Genomic DNA, 21,916 nt, shown 5'->3' with positions numbered 1-21,916 from the left:
TCCTGCTTCTGCCGTAATTTTTCTAACAGTATCGCCTATACAGCCTCAGACCGGCTCAAGGCCTGAGCTCCGTCTTTTTGAAAGATATCGGATTTTAAAAAATCTTTATAAATTTTATTTCCTGCTGCCGTTATACCAAATACCAGCAGAACTATTCCGGATACGGCTGTAATATAATACCACTCGAATTTATCCATCAAAAACCCGTACAGCCACATACCGGGCGGTGCCGTTATATACAGGGCCGACATAAACATACCGTAAATTCTGGCTCTCATTTCTCCGGGCACCTGCAGCTGAAAAAAAGTAATCATAGGAATATTCTGAATTGCATTAGCAGCTCCGAATACCAGCAGGATAATCCCAAAAACCACAGTGACAATCCATTTTGAACCGTTCCCGAAAACAGAGGCCTCCGGGAATATACATGCAGCCAGCAGAACAGCCTGAATAGAAAACAGTATAAAAAATCTTTTTAGAAATACGCTTGTATCTTTAAATGCCGAGACAACCATCGCGCCGATAATGGTTCCTATAGCGCAGGAAGCCTGAATAAATGAAAGCTGTATGCCCGAAACCTTTAATATGTTATAATTGATAAACGGCAGAATCATCTGAAGAAAGGGCAGCAGTACAAAATCCGCAGCAGCGGCAAATATTAAAAAGAAGGCTATTGTACGGTTTTCGAACAGGTATTTGTATGTCATTACTATATCGCTCATATAGCTTCTTTTTTCAACGGTCTTTTCCTTTTCCGCATTAAAGAATTTTATAAATATCTCTGAGATACCTGCGCAAGTAAACAGTATTCCGTTTATAATCATTATGCTGCTTATACCTATAGCTTTATATAAAACAGCTCCCAGAACAGGCCCCGCTATATCAATGACAGCTCCGACAGATTGCAGGGCAGAATTAAGCTTAGGTACTGTCTCTCTCTCAACAATGCTTGGTATGGATGCATTACAGGCTAAAGCAAATACTGACTGTATCGTACCCAGCATTAAAACATATGCGGCGAAAAGCATTATATTATTGGGATGCAGCCTGAAAGCCGCAAAAAAAGCAAATATTGACAAACCGCTTATGATATCGGTAAAAACCATGATCTTTTTCTTGTTATGCCTGTCTACAAAAGCCCCGGCAATTAAATTGACCACTATTCTTGGGATTACGGTCAATCCCACGATAAAAGAAAAAGTTGCCGCACTGCCCGTACTGTCCAAGACATACAGGCTCATTGCAAAACTAAATATACTTGACCCAAGGGAGGAAACCAGCCTCCCCCATGCCAGCAAAATAAAATTCAATTTTAAAGCTTTATTTTTCTCCACTTTTCCTCCCGAGGCACTTATATAACCTTCTCATCCTTATTTTTATATTTATACTTTTTAAGCCAGTTTACCTTTTCTGCATTATAGCCGCATTTATAAACCTGATGTAGTTCTCACCCAGCTCTTTTACTTTTGAAGCTTTCAATACTGAGCCGTTAAAATCAAAATGCGTTACAGGATTTCCGTTAATTGTGCCGAAATCTATTATTAAATCAAATATATTCTTATAGCTTCCGGAATTTAAATTATTATATATGTTGACAAGTATCAATATTTCATTCTTCTCCCTGTCAATATTTATTCCGGCTGCATCTATTATTTTAACCGCATCCGAGCGCATACTGTCTCTGGCTCTTTTCGCAAGCTCACACAGCTGGTTTGCCCCTGAGGTATCAATTCTTACCGGGTACACTTCATCCCCGTGTCCGATATTAATATTAATAACAGACTGCTTTGTAATCTGATGAAGAAGATGTGCCAGCAGTGCTGTTAGGATATGCCCGGGCTCAAAGCCCTCACATCCGTCCAGCCCCTTTATCCTTTCATACATGTCTTTTCGGAATTGATAGCCGAAGGATGAACCTGCCGCTTCAGCCAAAGCATCGGTTTTGAAGTAATCCTCAGGTAAAATGGTTTTCACCGGGGCAGCTTTTTCTTCCGGATTCTCAACACTGTCAATGAACCTTGCAAGCCTTGATATACAAGTATTTGTAAATAAATCGGTTATTTTAACGCTATCCTTGTACTTTTCCTCCAATTTCGAGTGCATTCTTACCAAAAGTAATGAATTACCTCCTAAATCAAAGAAATTATCATTAACACCAACCGTATTAATATTAAGTATTTCCTTCCACAGAGCTTCCAGCTTCTTTTCCGTCTCAGTCTGCGCAGCCTTGTACTCCGTACCCGTATTAATCTTTAAGCCTTCCGGCTTTGGCAAAGCCTTTCTGTCAGCCTTGCCATTGGAAGAGAGAGGTATTTTATCAAGCCTGATAAAATAAGAAGGAAGCATGTATTCTGTCAGATTTTCGGCCAGAAAGGCTCTCAGCCCATTTACTGCCAGCTCCTCCTCTGCTGTGTAATATGCGCAGAGGCACTTGCTTCCGTCCGCACAATCAACGGCTGCCACTGCCGCATCCTTTATCCCTTCATGCTTAAGGAGCTCTGCTTCTATTTCCCCCAGCTCGATTCTGTTTCCTCTTATTTTCACCTGGAAATCAATCCTTCCAAGATAATGTATATTTCCGTCTGGCATCCATCTTGCCAAATCGCCGGATTTGTACATCAGCCTGTAGCCTGTATCCGAATAGAATGGATTCTTTACAAATTTTTCAGCAGTAAGCTCCTCCCTGTTAAGATATCCTCTTGCCAGTCCATCACCTGCTATACAAAGCTCTCCCGGCACTCCCACAGGGCAGAGCCGTTTATTTTTATCCACAATATAAAGATTTATATTGTCTATTGGCTTTCCGATGGGAATTGCTTCATATTCCTTATCAATCGAGCAATCAAAATAAGATACGTCTATAGCCGCTTCTGTCGGCCCGTACAGGTTATGCAGCCTTGTTCCGTTTTCCCTTAAAAAAATCCTGTTAAATTTTTCAACCTGCTGTGCTGTCAGGGCTTCTCCGCTGGCAAATACCTGTTTCAGGCTTTTAAGCCTTTTAATAGCTGTTCCTCCGTCTGCATATTCCAGAAACATGTTCAGCATCGAAGGAACAAAATGCATTGTTGTAATCTTGTTCTCCTCAATTGCTCTTACTATTGCTTCCGGATCCTTTTCTCCGCCCGGCTCCAAAAAGTGAACAGCCGCTCCGTTAAGCGCCCACCAGAATTGCTCCCATACTGATACATCAAAGGTATAGGGAGTCTTTTGCAAAATTACATCCCCTTCATGGACAGGATACATTTTCTGCATCCAGTTAAGCCTGTTTATAAGTGAATAATGCTCTATTACAACGCCCTTCGGTTTTCCCGTCGAACCGGAGGTATATATTATGTAAGCAGGATTTCCTGCATTATTGACAGCCTCAAGCTCCTTGAGTCTGTCATCGTTATCACTGCCGGAGTATGCTGCGGCAGAATTTAAATTAACTAGCCTGTCCTCTGATATAATCTTTTGTTCTTTTATTTTGTCCAAAAACCTTTCCTGAGTAATCAACAGTACCGACCCGCTGTCCTCAAGCATAAACCTTATCCTGTCTGCCGGATAATCAGGGCTTATTGGCAAATAAGCCGCCCCCGCTTTCAGCACAGCCATTAATGCCACGCTCATTTCCAGGGAACGCTCTATCATAACAGCTGCGACCTTTTCCGCACCTGCTCCCCTTTTTCTGAGTGTCAGAGCCAGCATATCCGACCTTTCATCAAGCTCACGATAGGTAAGGCATAAGCCACCGAAGGTCACTGCTTTTTTATCCGGTGTTTTTGCCGCCTGCTGTCTGAACAGACTGTTAATTGTTTCTTTTTTCGGATATTCCGCCTTCGTGTCATTAAATACCTTTAATATCTGATTTTTTTCTTCCTCGGATATCATATTTATTTCTCCGATACATTTTTCACTGTCGGAATACATAGCCTCAAGGATATTTATATAATGCCCCGCCAGCCGGATTATGGTTTCCTCCTTAAACAGCGAGGTGCTGTATTCGAGGTTAAGCCTTATAGTATTGCCCGATTCAATTGCCTCAACCGTAAGGTCAAACTTTGAAACCTTGTTTTCAATATTGCAGGCACTAAACTTGAGCCCTTCTATATCCATGTCGGGAATCCCAATATTTTGCAGGACAAACATGGTGTCAAAAAGCGGATTTCTGCTTAAGTCTTTATTTAATTTTAATTTATTGACCAGCTCTTCAAAAGGATACTGCTGGTTTTCAAAAGCCTCAATTGATCTTTCCTTGACCTCTCCCAGGAAATCTCTGATGCGCTTTCCTGCCTCAGGCTTGTTTCTTATGGCAACGGTGTTCACAAACATTCCGATTATATTTTCCAAGTCCGCATGCTGTCTTCCCGCAACAGGGCAGCCGACAATAATATCCTCCTGTCCCGTATATCCGGCAAGCAAAATATTATAGGCTGCCAGCATAATCATATACAAGGTTATTCCTGTGCTTTTTTCCAGCTTCCGGACTTTTGAAGCAGTATCCTTTGGAATTTCCATGGATATTTTTCTTCCGCTGAACCTTTGTATTGCAGGCCTTATATAGTCTGCGGGCATATTAAGAACAGGTATATCCCCCTTGAAGGTATTCAGCCAATATTCCTCCTGCTTATAAAGCCCGCCCTTTTCAAAGAGGCTCTCCTGCCATTCACTGTAATCCTTATAGGTTATTTTAAGCTCTTCCGGTTTTTTACCCGTGTACAAAGCGGCAAAATCCCTGACAAGAATTACAGAGGAAAATCCATCGGACACAATGTGGTGCATATCATACATTAATATGTGCTTATCCCTTGATATTCTGACCAGCCTCGCTCTGATAAGCGGAGCCCTGCTCAAATCAAAGGGCTTTACAAATTCCCTCAGCAATTCCGGCATCTCGGCTTGTCCTGCCTCAAGCAAATCAATATCAAATTCAATATTATCATGAACAGCCTGCACAGGCTGACCGTCAATCATATGAAAGGAGGTCCTGAGTGTTTCATGCCTGTTTATAAGTTCTCCAAAGGAGGCCCTGAACCTGTCAGGCTGGAATTCGCCCTCAAGCATTAGTGCACCGGGCAAATTATATGCGGTGCCTCCGTCCTCAATTTTACTAAGCAGATATATTCTTTTTTGTGACGAGGACAGCTTGTAGTAGTCCCTTTTGGATACCGCTTTAATTTGTTGGAATTCCTTATGCCCTTTTCTTCCAATATTCTCAGCAATGCTTCTGATAGTTGCCAGACTGAAAATATCCCTGAGCTTTACGGTAACTCCAAATTCCTTATATATCCTTGACACCATTTCGGTTGCTTTTAAGGAATGTCCTCCCAGATCAAAGAAATTATCGTCAATACCTGCCTTTTCGATATTGAGTATTTCCCTCCATATTGCGGCAAGCCTTATTTCAGCATCTGTTTCCGGCGCACAGTATTCCGTGCCGGTATTTATTGTCCCCTCAGGCTTTGGCAAAGCTTTTCTGTCAGCCTTGCCGTTTGCTGAAAGAGGTATTTTATCAAGCCTGACAAAATATGAAGGAATCATGTATTCTGCCAGATTCCCGGCTAAATATGACCTCAGCCTTTTCACAGGCAGTTCCTTGTCTGATACATAATACGCACAAAGGTATTTGCTGCCGTCCGCATTATCGTTTGCCGCCACTACCGCAGCTTTTATACTCTTATGCTTGAGAAGCTCCGCTTCTATTTCCCCCGGCTCTATTCTGTTTCCTCTGATTTTCACCTGAAAATCCAACCTTCCCAGATACTGAATATTACCGTCAGCCCTCCATTTTGCGGCATCACCTGATCTATACATCCGCTGATAGCCTGTCTCGGCACAAAATGGGCTTTGAACAAATTTTTCCGCTTCAAGCCCGGCTCTGTTAAGATAGCCCCTTGCCAGACCGTCCCCGGCTATGCACAGCTCCCCAGGAACTCCGGCGGGACAAAGCCTGTTGCTTTCGTCCAATATATATAGATTGATATTATCTATCGGCTTTCCAATCGGAATTTCCTCATACTTCCTTTCAGACGAGCAGTCAAAATAGGAAACGTCTATCGCTGCTTCTGTCGGCCCGTACAGATTGTGAAGCCTTGTTCCGTTCTTCCTTAGCAAAAGCCTGTTGAACCTGTTTACCTGCCGGGCAGACAAGGCTTCACCGCTGGCAAAAACCTGCCTCAGGCTTTTGAGGCTTTCCGTATTCCCTTTTCCTTCTGCATATTCCAGAAATATATTCAGCATCGAGGGTACAAAGTGCAATACTGTTATTTTGTTTTCTTCTATCGCCCTCACTATTGCTTCCGGATCCTTTTCCTCTCCCGGCTCCAGAAAATGCACCGCTGCTCCGTTAAGAGCCCACCAGAACTGCTCCCATACAGAAACATCAAATGTATACGGTGTTTTTTGAAGAATTACATCACCTTTTCCTACAGGATACCTTTTCTGCATCCAGTTAAGCCTGTTCACAAGGGAATAATGCTCTATAACAACACCCTTCGGTATCCCGGTGGAGCCGGAGGTATATATTACATATGCGGGATTGCGGGAATTATTGACCTCCTCTAAAGCAAGCCTGAAATCGCAGGCTCCCGTTTCATTATTACCGCTGTCAAGCAGACCTGCCGCGTTGAGATTGACGATTTTATCCTCAGAAATGATATCCTGTCCTGCTATTTTATTCAGGAATCTGTCCTGAGTAATCAGAAGCACTGCCTCGCTGTCCTCAAGCATAAACCTTATTCTGTCTGACGGATAATCAGGACTTATCGGCAAATAAGCGGCTCCCGATTTCAAAACTGCCATCAGCGCAGTACTCATCTCTAAAGAGCGCTCAATCATCACACCAATTATTTTTTCGGCACAGGCACCTCTTTTTCTAAGGGCAGCCGCCAGAATATCAGAGCTTTCGTCCAGCTCACTATAGGACAAGCTGCCGCTCCCATAGGAAACCGCCGCAGCCTCCGGTGTCTTAGCCGCTTGCTGTCTGAAAAGAGAATTTATTGTTTTGTCCTTAGGGTACTCCGCTCTTGTATCATTAAACACCCTGAGTATCTGATGCTTCTCCTCCTGCGTAACCATATCAATTTCTTTTAAGGATATACCGGGATTTGCTATTACGGTATTGAGTATATTTGTAAAATGCTTTGACATTCTGTTTACGGTATCGTTTTTAAACAAATTGGTGTTATACTCAATAAAGCAGTCAAAGCCTCCCTCCCCGGTATTATAAATATCAAGCTTTAAATCCAGCTTTGAAGTGCTGGTTTTTAATTCATGCCTGTGGATTTTCAAGCCATTCAATTGAAGCCTCAGCACATCCTCAAACTGATTATGGTAAATAAGCATTGTGTCAAAGAAAGGGTTCCTGGATTTTTCCGTTCCCGCACCGAACCTTTCAACCATAAGGTTATATGGATAATCCTGATTCTCATAAGCTGTAAAAATTGTTCCGGTATTCTTCACCGCAAAGTCAACAAAGCTTATTTCGGGTGATACCAGAAGCTTTACAGGCAGGAAATTATTAAACATTCCCACCATGCTTTCAATATCCGGGTGATTTCTTCCGGACACCAGCGACCCTATCATAATTTCCCTCTGAGCAGTATATTTATTGAGCATTACCGCATAAACGGACATCAGCAGAGAATTCAGCGTAATGCTTTCCTGTGAGGCAATACGCTTTAAAGCAGATACTGCTCTTCTATCTACCGTAAATCTGAGGCTGTCTCCGTCAAAGGTTCTTGTATCAGCTCTTGTATAGTCGTATGGCATATTTAAGAGCGGAAGCTCCCCTCCGAGTACATTTTCCCAATATTTCTCCTGCTTCCTTGCCTTTTCGGATAAAAGGAATTTTTTCTGCCACTCGGCAAAATCTTTATAGTGAAGCTGTACAGGCTCCAAGACTTCTCCGTTATAAAGGCTGCCAAAGTCCTGTAAAACAGTCATAACAGATATGCCGTCAGATATTATATGATGCATGTCTATCATAAGCAGGTATTTAACGGGAGTAAAACGGACAAGCTGTACACGCATCATAGGAGGAATACCAAGGTCAAAGGGCCGTACGAAATCCCTTATTATAGCATCAGTGTCATCCTCTGCACCCTCAAGCATTATTACCTTCAGGTCCGGCTTCTCACTTATTTTCTGAACGGGTATACCGTCAACGGTTTCAAAGCAGGTTCTGAGTGCCTCATGTCTTTGCACCGTTTCAAGAAAGCACTTAACGGCACGGTCTGTGTCAAGCTCTCCCTCAGCTGAAAGTATTACAGGCATATTGTAGCTTATACCGATGCCTTCAAACTGCTCCTGTACAAAAAGTCCCTTCTGAGCAGCAGTCAGCGGATACCAGTCTTTTATCCCTGCCTTCGCTAAAGCATAAAATTTCTTTTCCTCTGCATTGTCTATAATGTCCGCTAAATTTCTTATAGTCTGGGCTTTAAAAAACACCTTTAACGGGACATCCCTATTAAATTCCTTATAAATTCTTGATATTATAACAGCAGCTTTTAAGGATTGTCCGCCTATATCGGAAAATCTTGAATCTATTCCGGTATTCCCCGTTCCCAATACTTCTGTCCAGATTGCCTGAAGCCTCTCCTGCGTATTATTCTCAGGCGGTATATATTCTGCGCTGCTTGCCGCGGCCTTTTCTATTCCGGGAAGCTTCCTCCTGTCAACCTTGCCGTTTGCATTAACGGGAAGGCTGTCCATAAGTATAAAGTAATCGGGAACCATGAAATCAGGAAGCTTTTCGGATAATTGTTCCTTTATGCCGTCACAGGAAAATTCACCTTCAAATACAATATATGCGCAAAGGCTCCTTGAGCCCGTTTCATTTTCCGTAATTGCCGCAAATACCTTCTTTACACCCTCAATATCCGAAATTGTGCGTTCAATCTCGCTGAGCTCTATTCTGAAGCCTCTCAGCTTCACCTGACTATCTATTCTGTCCAGAAACTCTATATTGCCGTCAGGCAGCCATTTTACCAGATCACCCGTTCTGTACATTCGGTTGTCCTCACACAAGGCTTGCTCTTCCGAACACTGACAGAAAGGATTGGAAACAAACTTTTCAGCGGTAAGCCCGGGTCTGTTAAGATATCCCTTTGCCAGTCCGTCTCCAGAAATGCACAATTCTCCCGGAACTCCGACCGGCTGAAGCCTGTTGTATTTATCAACAACAAACAGCCTTGTATTAGTTACAGGCCTTCCGACAGGCACAGAAACAGCCCTGTCATCAATCCTGTCTATATTGTAGCAGGTTGCAAATACCGTACTTTCCGTCGGGCCGTAAACATGCATAAGCTTTCCCGGGCCTAAAGCCCCTAAAGCCTTTTGGACATGACGAACGGAAACCCTCTCCCCTCCGAAGAGAATTTTTTTAACACCTTGCAGGCTATCAGGCTTGGTGTCGACCAAGGTGTTAAAAAGTGCCGTCGTAATAAAAAACATTGTTACCTTATTATTTTCTATCAGGTCTGCTAGCCCATTCATATCAAGCAGCGTGTCCTTATCAACCAGAACAAGCCTCGCTCCGTTCAAAAGTGCGCCGAAAATATCAAAGGTTGACCCGTCAAAGGCATAGTTTGACAGCTGAAGCAAGGTATCCCCGTTCGTGATATCTATATAATTTGTATTTTTAACAACTCTGGAAATATTATAATGAGTTGTAATATTCCCTTTGGGCTTTCCGGAGGAGCCTGAAGTGTACATAATATAAGCGGGGCTGTCAGAAGCTGCCTTCCAGTCAGTATTTTCGCCGTTCTCCTCTTCCGACTGTTCAAGGAGCTCTTCAAGTACATAGACCTCTGTTTTTGTGCCCTCAGCCGATTCCCCAAGCTCTCTGTGTACAATCAGCATATCTGCGCCGGAATCCTCCATCATTCCCAACACTCTGTCCTTAGGATTTGCGGTGTCAACAGGCAAATAGCAGCTGCCTGTCTTTAGTACTGCAAGTATGGTGACAATCATGTCTATTGACCTGTTAACCAGCAGTGCCGCTATACAGTTTGCCTTAAGCCCTTTTTTTCTCAAAGTGCGGGCAAGCTTGTTGGCTCTTACGTTTAATTCATCATATGTGATACTTTCACTTCCGAATACCAAGGCAGTTCGTCCGGCATTTTCACACACCTGCCTCTCAAATAGCTCTGACAGTGTTTTATCTTTTGGAAAGCAGGTTTTTGACTGATTGAAAGCATATAATAATTGGTTTTGCTCCTCGGATGAAATAAGCCTTATTTCTGACAGCCTTATATCAGGGTTTTCTGTTATTTCTGATATTATATTTATGAAATGGGACGCCATTCTTTCTATGGTTTTTTTATTGAACAGGGAAGTTTTATATTCCATTTCGAACTCCAAGCCCCCGTTCTTTTCTTCGGCCAGCAATGTCAGATCAAATTTGGATATGCCCGTTTCATATTCATGACGTGTAAAGCCGAGCCCCTCAATACTTATTTCTCCAAGCTCCATATTCTGCAGCGAGAACATAGTGTCAAACAAGGGATTTCTTGAGGAATCGGCTGTAATATCAAGCTCCTCAAGCAAATTGTCATATTGGTAGCTTTGATTCGCAAAAGCATCGAGAGAATTTTTCCTGACACCCTCAAGAAATTCTGTAAAGGTCAGTTCGCCATCCGGATGATTTCTCATTGCCAGACTGTTTACAAACATACCTGCCGTATTTGCCAGCTCGGCACGAGGCCTTCCAAGTACGGGAGAACCCACAATAATATCCTGCTGGCCGGAATACCGGGACAGTAATATATTATATGCTGCCAGGAGAACCATGTAGCTTGTGGCATTGTATTTTTCCGACAGCTTGTTTATTTTGCTGTTCATTCCGGCTGAAAGGGCAAACCTTATTCTTTCCCCTTTATACCACGGCTGCTTGGGCCGTGCATAATCAGTCGGCAAATTCAGTACAGGTATTTCATCCGAAAATCTGTTTATCCAGTATTTCCTTTGATCGAGGACATACGCACTCGTTAGGTAGTCCTTCTCCCATACTGCATAATCCTTATAATTTATATTTTCCCGGGGAGGTTTATTCCCCGCATACAGCTCAGAAAATTCTTTGATTATTATCCCCATGGTTGTGCCGTCAGAGATAATATGATGCATGTCAAACATCAGCAAGTGCCTGTCCCTGCTGAAGCTTACCAGCTCCACCCTCATTAAGGGGGCCTCGTTCAGATTGAAAGGTCTTATAAACTCTTCGGCAATTTTATCTATATTTTTGCTTTTATCTGTTTTGCAAGGCACTTCAAATTTTATATTTTCCTCAACCTTTTGGACAGGCTTGCCTTCCTCAATAAAAAACGACGTTCTCAATATTTCGTGCCTGTCAGCAATACCTCTGAATGCAGCTTCAACCCGGGCAACATCCAGCTGCCCGTCAATTATCATAAAGTAAGGCATATTGTAATTTGTTCCTGCCTCCTCCGTCTGGCTCAGAAGATACATTCTCTTCTGAGCTGATGAAAGCGGATAGAACTCTCTTTTGCCGGCAGGCTTAATACTGCTGTATTCCCTTTTTTCGCAAACAGAAATAAGAGCAGCCAGTTCTCTGATGGTACACGCCTCAAAAAAATCTGCCATGGCAATTTCCGAATTGAACTCTTCATAAACTCTATTCAGTAATAAGGCACCCTTCAGGGAATTTCCCCCAAGCTCAAAGAAATTCTCATTTACACCTGCTGCTTTTAAATCAAGCAATTCTGTCCATATCTCAGCTAATCTATTTTCAATTTCATTTACCGGCTTTTCCGGTATTTTCTGGCTATCGTACTGAAAAATATATTCTTCAAGCTCATTGACAGTCTTGGAAAATTCTCCGTCCATATAGCTTTCCCTAAGCTTAAATCTTTGAATTTTACCGCTTGTGGTTTTTGGAATTTTCTTGACAGGGATAACACATATTTCGTCAAGTCCAAGCTGCTTATTAAGTACAGCCTTTATTTTCATTGCTTCTGCCGCAAATTCCCTGACATTCTTTTTAAATATGATAAATATGCATACCTGCTCTTTATTCCGGGCACCGTCGTATACCCCGCATGCAGCTGCCGTTCCAAGCTCAATGCCCTCCAGGCTATAGATTATTCTTTCTATGTCATGTGCATAAAAATTCTGACCGTTTATAAATATTATATCCTTGGCTCTGCCGGCTATAACCAGCCGTCCGTTTTTAACAAAGCCAAGATCTCCTGTATTGAGCCAGCCATCATTGTTTATTAGTTCGCCTGTAGCAATTTCATTGTTGTAATAGCCTTTGGTAACATTTTTTCCCTTTATCAGAACGTAGCCTAAACAGCCCTCCTCCAAAATCTCATAATTGCTGTTAAATACAGCAACAGAGCAATCTCTTACAGGGTATCCCAAATCTACGAAGGAAATACTGTCCTCACTTTGGCTGTATTCAATATATTCACCTATATTTAATGATTTTCTGTTTATCCTGTGAGTGATTATGGGCTCGTTAACCGGCGGGAAAGCAACTCCGAGACTTGCCTCGGCAAGACCGTATACACAAAACATGGTATTATTCCTCAAGCCGTATATACTCATTTTATCTGAAAATTCTTTACAAAGGTGTGCATCAATCGGCTCCGCTCCGTTAAAAATAAGCTTTACACATGATAAATCCCATTTTCTCTGTTCTTTACCTTTTATGTGATCCAGCAGATACTTATAGCCGAAATTCGGGGACGACAGAACGGATGCACCGTATTCCGCCACCTTATCCATCCACAGGGAGGGCCTTCTTATAAAAAGTGCCGCAGGCATGATATACTGATCCATGCAGCCGTAAACCGGCGAAAGATGAAAGCCTATCAAGCCCATGTCATGTGTAAGAGGCATCCAGCTGAAGGTTGAGTCCTCCTCTGTGCATTTTGTACCCTCAACAATGGCCCTGATGTTTGTAAGCAGATTTTCATGTGATAGTAGGACACCCTTAGGAATGCCTGTGGAGCCTGAAGAAAATTGCAGAAAGGCAGTGCTTTCAAGCCCTGCGGCATATATTTCACCTGACTCCTCTCCAAGTACCTGTTCATCCAGCAGGACAACCCTATTATCCGGCTTTTCAAGCTCTCTTGAATACTCGTCCGAGTCCTGCATATGAGCCTTAAATCTTTTATAGGCATCAGAGGTTGATACCATATAAGGTGATAATAGCGACTGCCAAACCCTGATTACCTTCAAGCGGTGTTCGTCATTGCCGCCCTGAGTCAATGGAACGGGAATAATGCCCCCGAGAATACAGGCCCAGAATATACAAATAAAGCTCTCATTATCCTCCAGCTGGATTATCAGCTCATCTCCGGCTTTCAAGCCGTTATTCTGGAGTAAAAACAAATAATTGTGTGCTTTATTGTATAAACTTCTGTATGATAGATAGCTTTTATCCTCTTCTCCGTTTATAAAAGTTATTCCTTTTTCTGTAAGTGATGCTCTTTTAAGAATATCTGCAAGACTTTTCATATATCCCTCCGACAAAACAGCTATTAAGCACTTATTAAAGTCAATTACTATCGGCTAAATAAACGGTATATCGTCGCGAAGGCTTGAACCGTAACTGACTTTAGCCAATTACTAAAGAACCGATTCCAGCGGCCGATAGTTTGGGTTTTTAAGGCTCTTCTGAATCACTTGATTTTATTAAAAAAGTCTTCGTATATTTGAAATTATTGACTGATGCTTGTTTCAGAAGTATATACAGACTCTCTGTGCTTATTTTTCCATAAATAATAGCAGCCTCCGATTATCATAGCAATACTGAAAACAAATACCGGAATCATATAAATATCTCCAATATCACTGATAACCTTCTCTATGCCCATTCTTCTTGACACCAGAACTCCCAAGGTCTCAACAATATCAATAACGACAACTGCAGCCAGGGAGTTTGTCTGAAGATATACAAAGGTATACAATAATGCCGCTGCAAAGCAGAATGTCATTAAAGGTATATCCACGAATATTACGCCATACAGAGCCGCCGATATCAACACCGCAGGTATCAAGGGCAAGGCTTCTCTAAGCTCATTAAATATTAATCCTCTGAACAGGAATTCCTCAAGAAGAGGGCCGATAATTACTGCGCATAATATTCCAATCAGCACCGAGCTCTTTTCATAGTTAAAGGAAAGCAGTGCATCAAATTGGGGAAATGCTTTGTCAATAAAAGAAATGTTTATTATTGATGTGTTAAATATCAAGCCTCCCAAGCCAATAAAAATCACTGTCAGTGTATCCCTAAGACTGATTTTGTTAAATCTGCAGTACTCGAGAATGCTTTTCTTTTTGATTGGCTTGGTTATTATTATATAAATCAGGAGAGATATCGCATAGGTAGCTATCAACGGCAAATGAGGATTATTATCCACTGCTCCCTTGAAGGCTGCAATATCCCGCAGGGGAGATCTGTAAAAGGTAAACTCCATGCTTTTCATTACAACAAGATGTATCAGTATATATAGAATAACTAAACCAAATGACTTAAAACACTTCATATTTGACCCCCACACCTAGTTTTATACAAAAAGTAAAGCTTCCGTCCGTCTATTCAGCCAAGGATTCGGAATCCTTCCGAACATCTGAAATTTGTTTTTTACCGTACATTAAAAATAATGCTGTCCCAATAACAGCAGCACTCAGAATAAGTCCCGGTATTCTAAGCCCTTCAAAGAAATCTCCCGAAAAATTCCTCATGAAATAAATGCATATATTGTTTGTAGCCTGTGCTATGTATGGAGCCCAAATTGTTTCAGCCTTGTAATATACCAGAATAACTACTACATTTCCCAATATTCCGAATATTGTAAGCGGAGGGTTAAAATTGAAGAATAACGCTCCATATATTACTGCATCGAGGATAATCGCCAGAAATAACGGCATCGCTTTTGACAGCTCATTAAATATGAGTCCTCTGAAAAGTACCTCCTTAAAGAAGGTGCCTATTATAACAAAGCCTGCAAATACCAATAAATTACTGTCATATATGTATTCAATCAATTCGTCAAACTTTGATATTTGCTGAATCTGCGGCAATCCCAAAAAATTAATGAGAAACATTCCCATTCCAATACCTGTCATAACACTTAAAGCAGCATTGCGCACATTAATGCATTTTACCTGCGCTACCTCCAAAATACTCTGTTTTTTTACCAGATAGACCAAGACCGCAAAAATGGGAATTGCACATATATCATTCAAAACAACAAGCCCAAGTTGATTTTCGCCGACCCATCCTCCTATTGCAGAATTGTTTTTTAATATGTTGTACCATAAATAAACTGCCGTTTTGAAAATTGCAAAGTAAGCTGCTATATAAAGCATATTCAGACCCAACATCTTACAAACTCTTTTCATAGAGCCTCCGCACAAATTTTATTTTTAACATATGGTACATAATTTTACCATACAGTATAAACAAGTTAATTATACATACTGTATCTATAATTGTCAATCTATGTAATAAGATTTCTGATAATTTCTTATATATATTCAATATTTTTCCATATAATTAAATAGAGAAACCGCTTCTAATTCAGTATATATACTACTTTAAAAGATATTTAACCGGCAGGATATCAAAATGCTATTTTTTTCATATACTGGGATATTTAATCGAATTTTGTTGCTGCTTATGTGACCGGACCGGAAAGACTATTTACATTGTCCGAAGGCTTTCAGCCGTAATTGACTTACACCTCTTATGAAATTGAAAAGTTGATTTATCAAATATTAAAATCTCTTTTTGTATTGTTCTGTTTCTCTTAAGGGGTCCAATTCCTTATCCCCCTTCATGTATCTCTCAAGCTCCTCACTCAGATCAACAGCCTTGCTTAAATCCTGAACAGCCTGTTCAAATTCCTCCAGATGAACTAAGAAGCAGGCCCTGTTATAGTATAAAAAGGAAGCCTCCGGGCAATTCTTAATGCCCATGGTTATTATATCAACAGCCTTATCGTAATCCTTTTCTTCCTGATATATAATTGATAAATTTAAATATGCAAACGAGTATTTGCAGTACTGGGTAATAGATTTCTCATAATATTCTATTGCTTTATTTGAATATCCAAGCTTGTTCATAATAACTCCGGCATTGAATAACGCCCTGTAATTACAGGGTTCAAGCCCAAGACCTCTTCTGATTGAAGTCAATGCCTTATCATATCTTCCTAACTCCTCATATACGGCGGCAAGATTATTATATGCCCAGAAATGATTTGGCTCTATTTGAACCGCACTTTCGTAATATTCGGCAGCCTCCTCCTTTTTCCCGCTTTCATCCAATACATTTGCCAGAAAAAAATATGCTTCCGCATATTCAGGATCTATTTCAATAGCTCTTTTGTATAAAAAGATTGCTTTATCATAATTTTTTATATCATCATAAACAACTGCCATGCCATAATATGCTCTTGCCTCTAACGGGTTTATTTCTATGGCCTTTTTATAGATAAGTACTGCTTCATCTTTTCTGCCTAAAACATCAAGATTTATGGCTATGTCAAGTAAAATTCCTATAAAATCTATATTTAAGCCCTTTTTTAAATATATGCTTAAGGCTTTATTATAAATTTTTATTGAGAGCTTAGGAATAATATCTACAAGTGTTCCGGCAATTGAATATAAAAAGTTAAAATATTTTAAATATGAAATGGTCATTATTTTCTGCATATAGATTAATCCAGCTTCTCCAGTATGATTTTGTATTCCCTGACTATTACCTTGCTGCTGTTTTTAATTGTCCAAGTCTCACTATCAGTTTTTTCAAGCATTGCTATTCCCCTTAAAAAAATAATATCCTTTTATTATCCGCACCTCATAATACTTAATATAAGCAGCCTTATACCGACTTTCTCACTATGCCGTTCAATTTACTTCAAGCTATCCGTTGTAGTTCATCAATTCCTCCAACGCATCAATAAGCTGTTTTTTTGCCCACTTATCACTGTTCTCCCAGGGATATTGCCTGTACGAGCATTCTATAACCATAATAAGGAACAAATATATACTATACATTATTGCCCGGACTTTCTCATCCTCTTCCAGATATGTCCTGCCAAAAAAGCTGTTCATAAAGGCAGTATCATGCAGAAGGAAGCCGCATACCGGCTCCATCAGAATATCCCCGTATATAGCCCGCTCAAAATCAAGAATTCCCGTTATTTCAGGATTTTGCTGATTTACAAAAATATTTCCCTTCCACAAATCCTTATGCACCAATGAGGCTTCCTTTACCATATCCAAAGCATCACTGTGCTTTTCAATCAAACGGTAAATGGAATTATATTCATACGGCAGCTTCACCCTTATGTCTTTTGCATCATCCAGCAATTCCTTTATCATGAATAAAAAGGTTTCGCTCCATTTGCTGAATTGCTTATCCTTTTTTGATATATCACCGAAAAAATCAGATTTAATGCCGGTAATTTGTCGGACATATTTCCCGAGCTCGGAAGATATGAAGTTTCTTTGCTTCTCATTCAGCTCATCATAAATATTGTCCAAGGGAGTGCCTTGTATGTATTCCATAAAGAAATACTCATTTTCTATGATATCTCTGTCATGGTCATAGTATAAGACCTTGGCAATTGGTACATTTACCCGTGTACTTAATTTTCTCAGCACCTCTATTTCATTTTCCATAATATCCTTCTCATACCGCATAACCTTCACATGTCTTGAAGGTGACACTTTAAGCACAATTTTCTGGTCGCCCTGTATAGTCAGACAATACGCCGTATTAAAAAAGCCCTCTTTTATTTCTTTAATTTTATTTATTATTATATCTTCTCCGAAAGCTTTTTTGACTATATCAACTATTTTTTCACTTGGAATAATTGTTTTTGTTATACTGCTCATGCATATGCTCCTAATCAAGAAAGATAATTTATGTACAAGTATTCTACCGCCGCATTACCGACTAAAAATATTTAAACTGCTTGCGGAGAGCTTTAAGCTCCTTCCGGCACAAAAGCCGAATAACGTTATTTATTTTACCATTTGCGAAAATACAATTCAATCTGCTAAATTATTTATTTTTATCATACAAAATATTATAAGATTTTCAAACATAAATTTCTATAAAAATTATAAACAATATAGCTTTATATCATAAAGTGTCATATTCAGTACATAATAATAGACCCATAGAGGGCACAAACTTCTACCATCGTGAGTCTAATTAAGTTGAAAAAGCTAAAAGCAAATTTCAAAATATATAATGAAAACCTTACCATCCTTATATTTATTGCTATTGTACAATAAATACATATATGTGTCAAATGCAAAAACAGACTAATCCATTATCTCACTGCTTTCAAAAATTCCCCTGCTCAAGTAAGCCAGCAAAATACTGAATACTAAATTTGTCGAAATAACAGATACAAATATCGCCGGTAAATCCGGCATTTCATTTGAGACCACCGTAATAATTACTAACACTATAACAGCAGGAATACATGCTGCCATTGCAAAAAGCATTCTCATAAACGTAACTGCCATAACATTCGTACCGGAGCCAATTAATCTGTAGGTCAGAATTTCTGCAAATATAAACAGAACAACAAAGCTGGCAAATACAAATATATAGCTTAGCAGATTCACAGGATTCACCTTATATATCAACCCGGCTAAAGCAATTGATATTCCGCCGCTTAACAAGGTTTTCACCATCCCCGGCAAAACAGACATTATCAGCTTACTGAAGGAACTTGCAGGAATCAAAAACACGTATGGTTTCTTAAAATCCCTGTGCCATGAATCATTAAGGGACATAGTCAGTGAACTGAAGCCAACCATTACCAATACAAAATTGAACTCAAGACTGAACATCAGCCCAAATGCCACATAAATCAAGCCCATGAATACTTCCCTGTACCTTGTTCCAAAACCGACTTTGTTGCTTTCAAGCTGCTGCCTTGAGTAAATGGCCCCTGCACCGCTATTGAATTTGACGGCTGAGGCCTTGTCCTTCAGTTTTGCAATTGATCGGGCATCCACATTGCCGTTGGTCCTTTTATCATCTAACAGCTTCTGTAAGCTTATAGAGTCCTCTAAGGTTTTCTCGTAAAAATCAGTATTTATATTGTACAGTGCCAGACACAGAAAAACAATCACGGCAGACAGAAGTACAGCAGCAGGAATAAAGCCGTATATTATATTTCCTGCAATTAAAGAGCTTATCGCCCATTTTGTCCAGCCAAACAAAGGAACCAAATTATATAAATAATGGGTAAAATATTTTTGAGCGGTAATTTTTAAATCGAAACCCGTATTGAACAGTACAATAACAAACACAATCGCCATAGCTCCGATTATCGCTAAAAATACTTTCCTGACTTTCTTTTTCAAGCCCGGCTTTTCTATATCAAGAATATATATATAGTAATAAGATAAGTAAATACACGCAAATAAAAGGCTGTTTATAAGCAGAACGACTAAAAATTTGGGCGCTGTGAGTGCAGAGCCTATTATATACGGAAAATAAAAGCAAATCATCAGTCCTGTTAAAACAGAAGCTGGTGCCGTCGATATCAATAAATACGCCAGTACGGTTCTTCTCTCAAAGGGTCCCGTAAAAAGAAAATTTGCATCCGCCATTGTTAAAATGCCGCTGTCCCTCGAAAGAAAAGAGTTATATAAAATAACCCCTATCAGCAGTACTATGCCTGCAATCAAGGTTTCTGCAAATTTAACATCCGCGCCGCTTCTTTTTGCGGTAAAAGCAAAGACAATAGAGGAGCCTATACTCAGCACCGCTATTAACGTTATTATAATTGAAACCGGACTTGAAAAAGAGCGTTTAAGCTTGTTAATATATGTTCTTCTAAGTAAATACATAATTGCCTGCATTATTCTTCAGCCCCCTCGGTCAGTTCAAAGAACATCGTTTTCAAATCCCGTCCCTCAAGCCGGGCTTTTGTGACTTCACTGGTAATCCTGCCCTTATTCAGGATGTATGCTCTATCCCATACCTCATTTATAGTGTCAATAATATGTGTGCTTACCAGTACGCTTCTCCCGTCCCTTTTCAGCTCTTCAAAAATTTTAAGCACCTCATTAATAGCCTTCGGATCAAGTCCGACCAAAGGCTCGTCAAACAGTACCGCTTTCGGTTCGGTCAATAAAGCCAAGGAAATACTCAGCTTCTGTGTCATTCCCTTTGACAGCTCACGCACATATTTGTCCTTTTTATCATATATTTCAAGCCTCTCAAAAATAGCCTTGATTTTTTCTTTCCAATCCTCGTCCAGCTTATATGCCTTTGCAATAAACTCGGCATGCTCCCACGGAGTCAAAAGCTCATACAGGGCAGGTGTCTCCGGTATATAGCCGAATATTTTCTTGGCATCAACTGTTTTGTTCGGATACTCCCATATGGTTATTTCACCTTCAAATTTGAGCAGCCCCGCTATACTTTTTATAGTTGTTGATTTTCCGGCACCGTTAGGCCCCAGAAGTATAGTGATTTCACCCGGCTTCGCAGCCAGTGAAATATTATCCACTGCCTTGAACTTTTTATATTCCTTCGTCAGATTTTTTACTGATATCATTTTTGTTCCTCCGCATTACTTTAATCTGTTGTATCTTTATTTTAAATTGAAGTTTATTATTTGTACAGTATTAATAGTCAATTACTATCGGCTTCGCCTAAAAAGAAGGTATATCGTCGCGAAGGCTTGAGCCGCAATAGACTTTTCGGGAAATATCAGAACAACTGTATTTGATTAATTGTTTAAAATACGATAAATATCCGCATCTGCACAGCCGGCCTTACGCATAGGCTCTACAATGTCATTAATAAAATCCGGGACATAGGTTTTCAATGCCTTAAACTCTCCTGACATTCTGTATTCTCCAAGGGCAGCAGGCAAAAACATTGTTTCTCCCGCCTTGAACACAGCTGCCATAGCCCCCGCTTCAATATTACCCCGACCTTCTATACAAATATACACAAAAAACTTGCTGCCGTCACACCTTTCAGAAAAGCTGCCATTAACCTCATATCGCTCACAGGCAAAAAATTTGTTAGCCAAAAATATAGTTTTATTACAGCTCTCGTTTACCTTTATTTCCATACCCTCACACTTTATATTTTTAGTGCCTGCTTCAAACTTTATTACCTCAAGTGCCTTTTCCAATTGCAGCGGGCGGCTGACACCCTTTTTATCAACCCTGTTATAATCAAAAACCCTGTACGTGGTGTCCGAGCATTGCTGTATTTCGGCAATAACAATTCCCGCACCTATTGCATGGACCAATCCGGCAGGAATATTAATTACGTCTCCCGGCTTAACCTCTATATCTTGAAGGCAATCTTCAATGCGGTTCTCCCTGATAGCTCTGTCAAACTCTTCTCTTGTCACTCCCGGCTTGAGTCCTGCTACCAGCTTGGCTTCCGGCCTTACGTCCATAATATACCACATTTCATTTTTTCCTAAGCCGCCCTCATATACTGCCGCGTAATTGTCTTCACAATGGACCTGAACCGAAAGCTTGTCATTTGCATCTATGAGCTTTATCAGCAAAGGTATCTCCGAACAATCCACAGGAAAGCTTCTGCCCAGAACGTTTATTGAATCTGTCTTTATGATATCGGGAAGTGTCTTGCCTGCATGCTCTCCGTTTGCTATAACACTGATGCCGTTTTTATGGCAGGAGAGCTCCCAGCTTTCTGCCACAGTACCATCCGGAAGCTCTCTGTCCAGTTTTTCAAAATAGCGTCCTCCCCAGATATAATCTTTGTATACCGGTTTTAATTTGATTGGATAATACATGTCATACTCCCATACGGCAAAAGCCCGTCATATTGCTCATTTGACTATTGCCAACAGAACATCATTCCCTAGTATTATTATATTCAAATTTATACCTAAATTCAACGCATGTAACTTGTACTATTTTTCAAGCCGCCAATATAAAA

General features: G+C 40.4%; 9 protein-coding genes. All 9 read right to left on the bottom strand.

The features are described 5' to 3' along the window. Positions 1 to 35: 35 nt before the first annotated feature. The 9 genes from LY28_RS09190 to LY28_RS09150 all read right to left on the bottom strand — a co-directional run bounded on the left by LY28_RS09190 (position 36) and on the right by LY28_RS09150 (position 21,770). Positions 36 to 1,334: an MFS transporter gene (locus LY28_RS09190; protein WP_165835540.1), complete on the bottom strand. Its 1,299-nt coding sequence runs from the start codon at positions 1,332 to 1,334 to the stop codon at positions 36 to 38. Positions 1,335 to 1,401: 67 nt separating this feature from the next. Then, the gene (locus LY28_RS09185) at positions 1,402 to 13,461 is read right to left on the bottom strand and encodes a non-ribosomal peptide synthetase (RefSeq protein ID WP_110461884.1); all 12,060 of its coding nucleotides are present in this window, start codon (positions 13,459 to 13,461) and stop codon (positions 1,402 to 1,404) included. A gap of 203 nt (positions 13,462 to 13,664) precedes the next feature. Then, positions 13,665 to 14,492, bottom strand: a complete 828-nt coding sequence (locus tag LY28_RS09180; protein ID WP_110461883.1) for a CPBP family intramembrane glutamic endopeptidase — start codon at positions 14,490 to 14,492, stop codon at positions 13,665 to 13,667. Positions 14,493 to 14,541: 49 nt separating this feature from the next. Further along, the gene (locus tag LY28_RS09175) at positions 14,542 to 15,351 is read right to left on the bottom strand and encodes a CPBP family intramembrane glutamic endopeptidase (RefSeq protein WP_110461882.1); all 810 of its coding nucleotides are present in this window, start codon (positions 15,349 to 15,351) and stop codon (positions 14,542 to 14,544) included. 375 nt (positions 15,352 to 15,726) lie between these two features. Continuing rightward, on the bottom strand, positions 15,727 to 16,665 hold the full coding sequence (locus LY28_RS09170) for a tetratricopeptide repeat protein (RefSeq protein WP_242981198.1): 939 nt from the start codon (positions 16,663 to 16,665) through the stop codon (positions 15,727 to 15,729). 210 nt (positions 16,666 to 16,875) lie between these two features. After that, a complete protein-coding gene (locus LY28_RS09165; protein ID WP_110461881.1) occupies positions 16,876 to 17,853 on the bottom strand; it encodes a phosphotransferase family protein in 978 nt (325 codons plus the stop codon). A gap of 435 nt (positions 17,854 to 18,288) precedes the next feature. Continuing rightward, positions 18,289 to 19,845, bottom strand: coding sequence for a putative ABC exporter domain-containing protein (locus LY28_RS09160; RefSeq protein ID WP_110461880.1), 1,557 nt, complete (start codon positions 19,843 to 19,845; stop codon positions 18,289 to 18,291). Further along, on the bottom strand, positions 19,845 to 20,546 hold the full coding sequence (locus tag LY28_RS09155) for an ABC transporter ATP-binding protein (protein WP_110461879.1): 702 nt from the start codon (positions 20,544 to 20,546) through the stop codon (positions 19,845 to 19,847). The genes LY28_RS09160 and LY28_RS09155 overlap by 1 nt, the downstream gene beginning before the upstream one ends. Positions 20,547 to 20,720: 174 nt before the next feature. Then, entirely contained in the window at positions 20,721 to 21,770 is a 1,050-nt protein-coding gene (locus LY28_RS09150; protein ID WP_110461878.1) for a type I phosphomannose isomerase catalytic subunit, read from the bottom strand. Positions 21,771 to 21,916: the final 146 nt, after the last annotated feature.

Origin of the sequence: Ruminiclostridium sufflavum DSM 19573 (assembly GCF_003208175.1) — a bacterium.
In the GTDB taxonomy this organism is placed as follows: domain Bacteria; phylum Bacillota; class Clostridia; order Acetivibrionales; family DSM-1351; genus Ruminiclostridium; species Ruminiclostridium sufflavum.
Note: the sequence above shows the minus strand (reverse complement) of the source record. Positions and strands in the feature narration are given on the sequence as shown.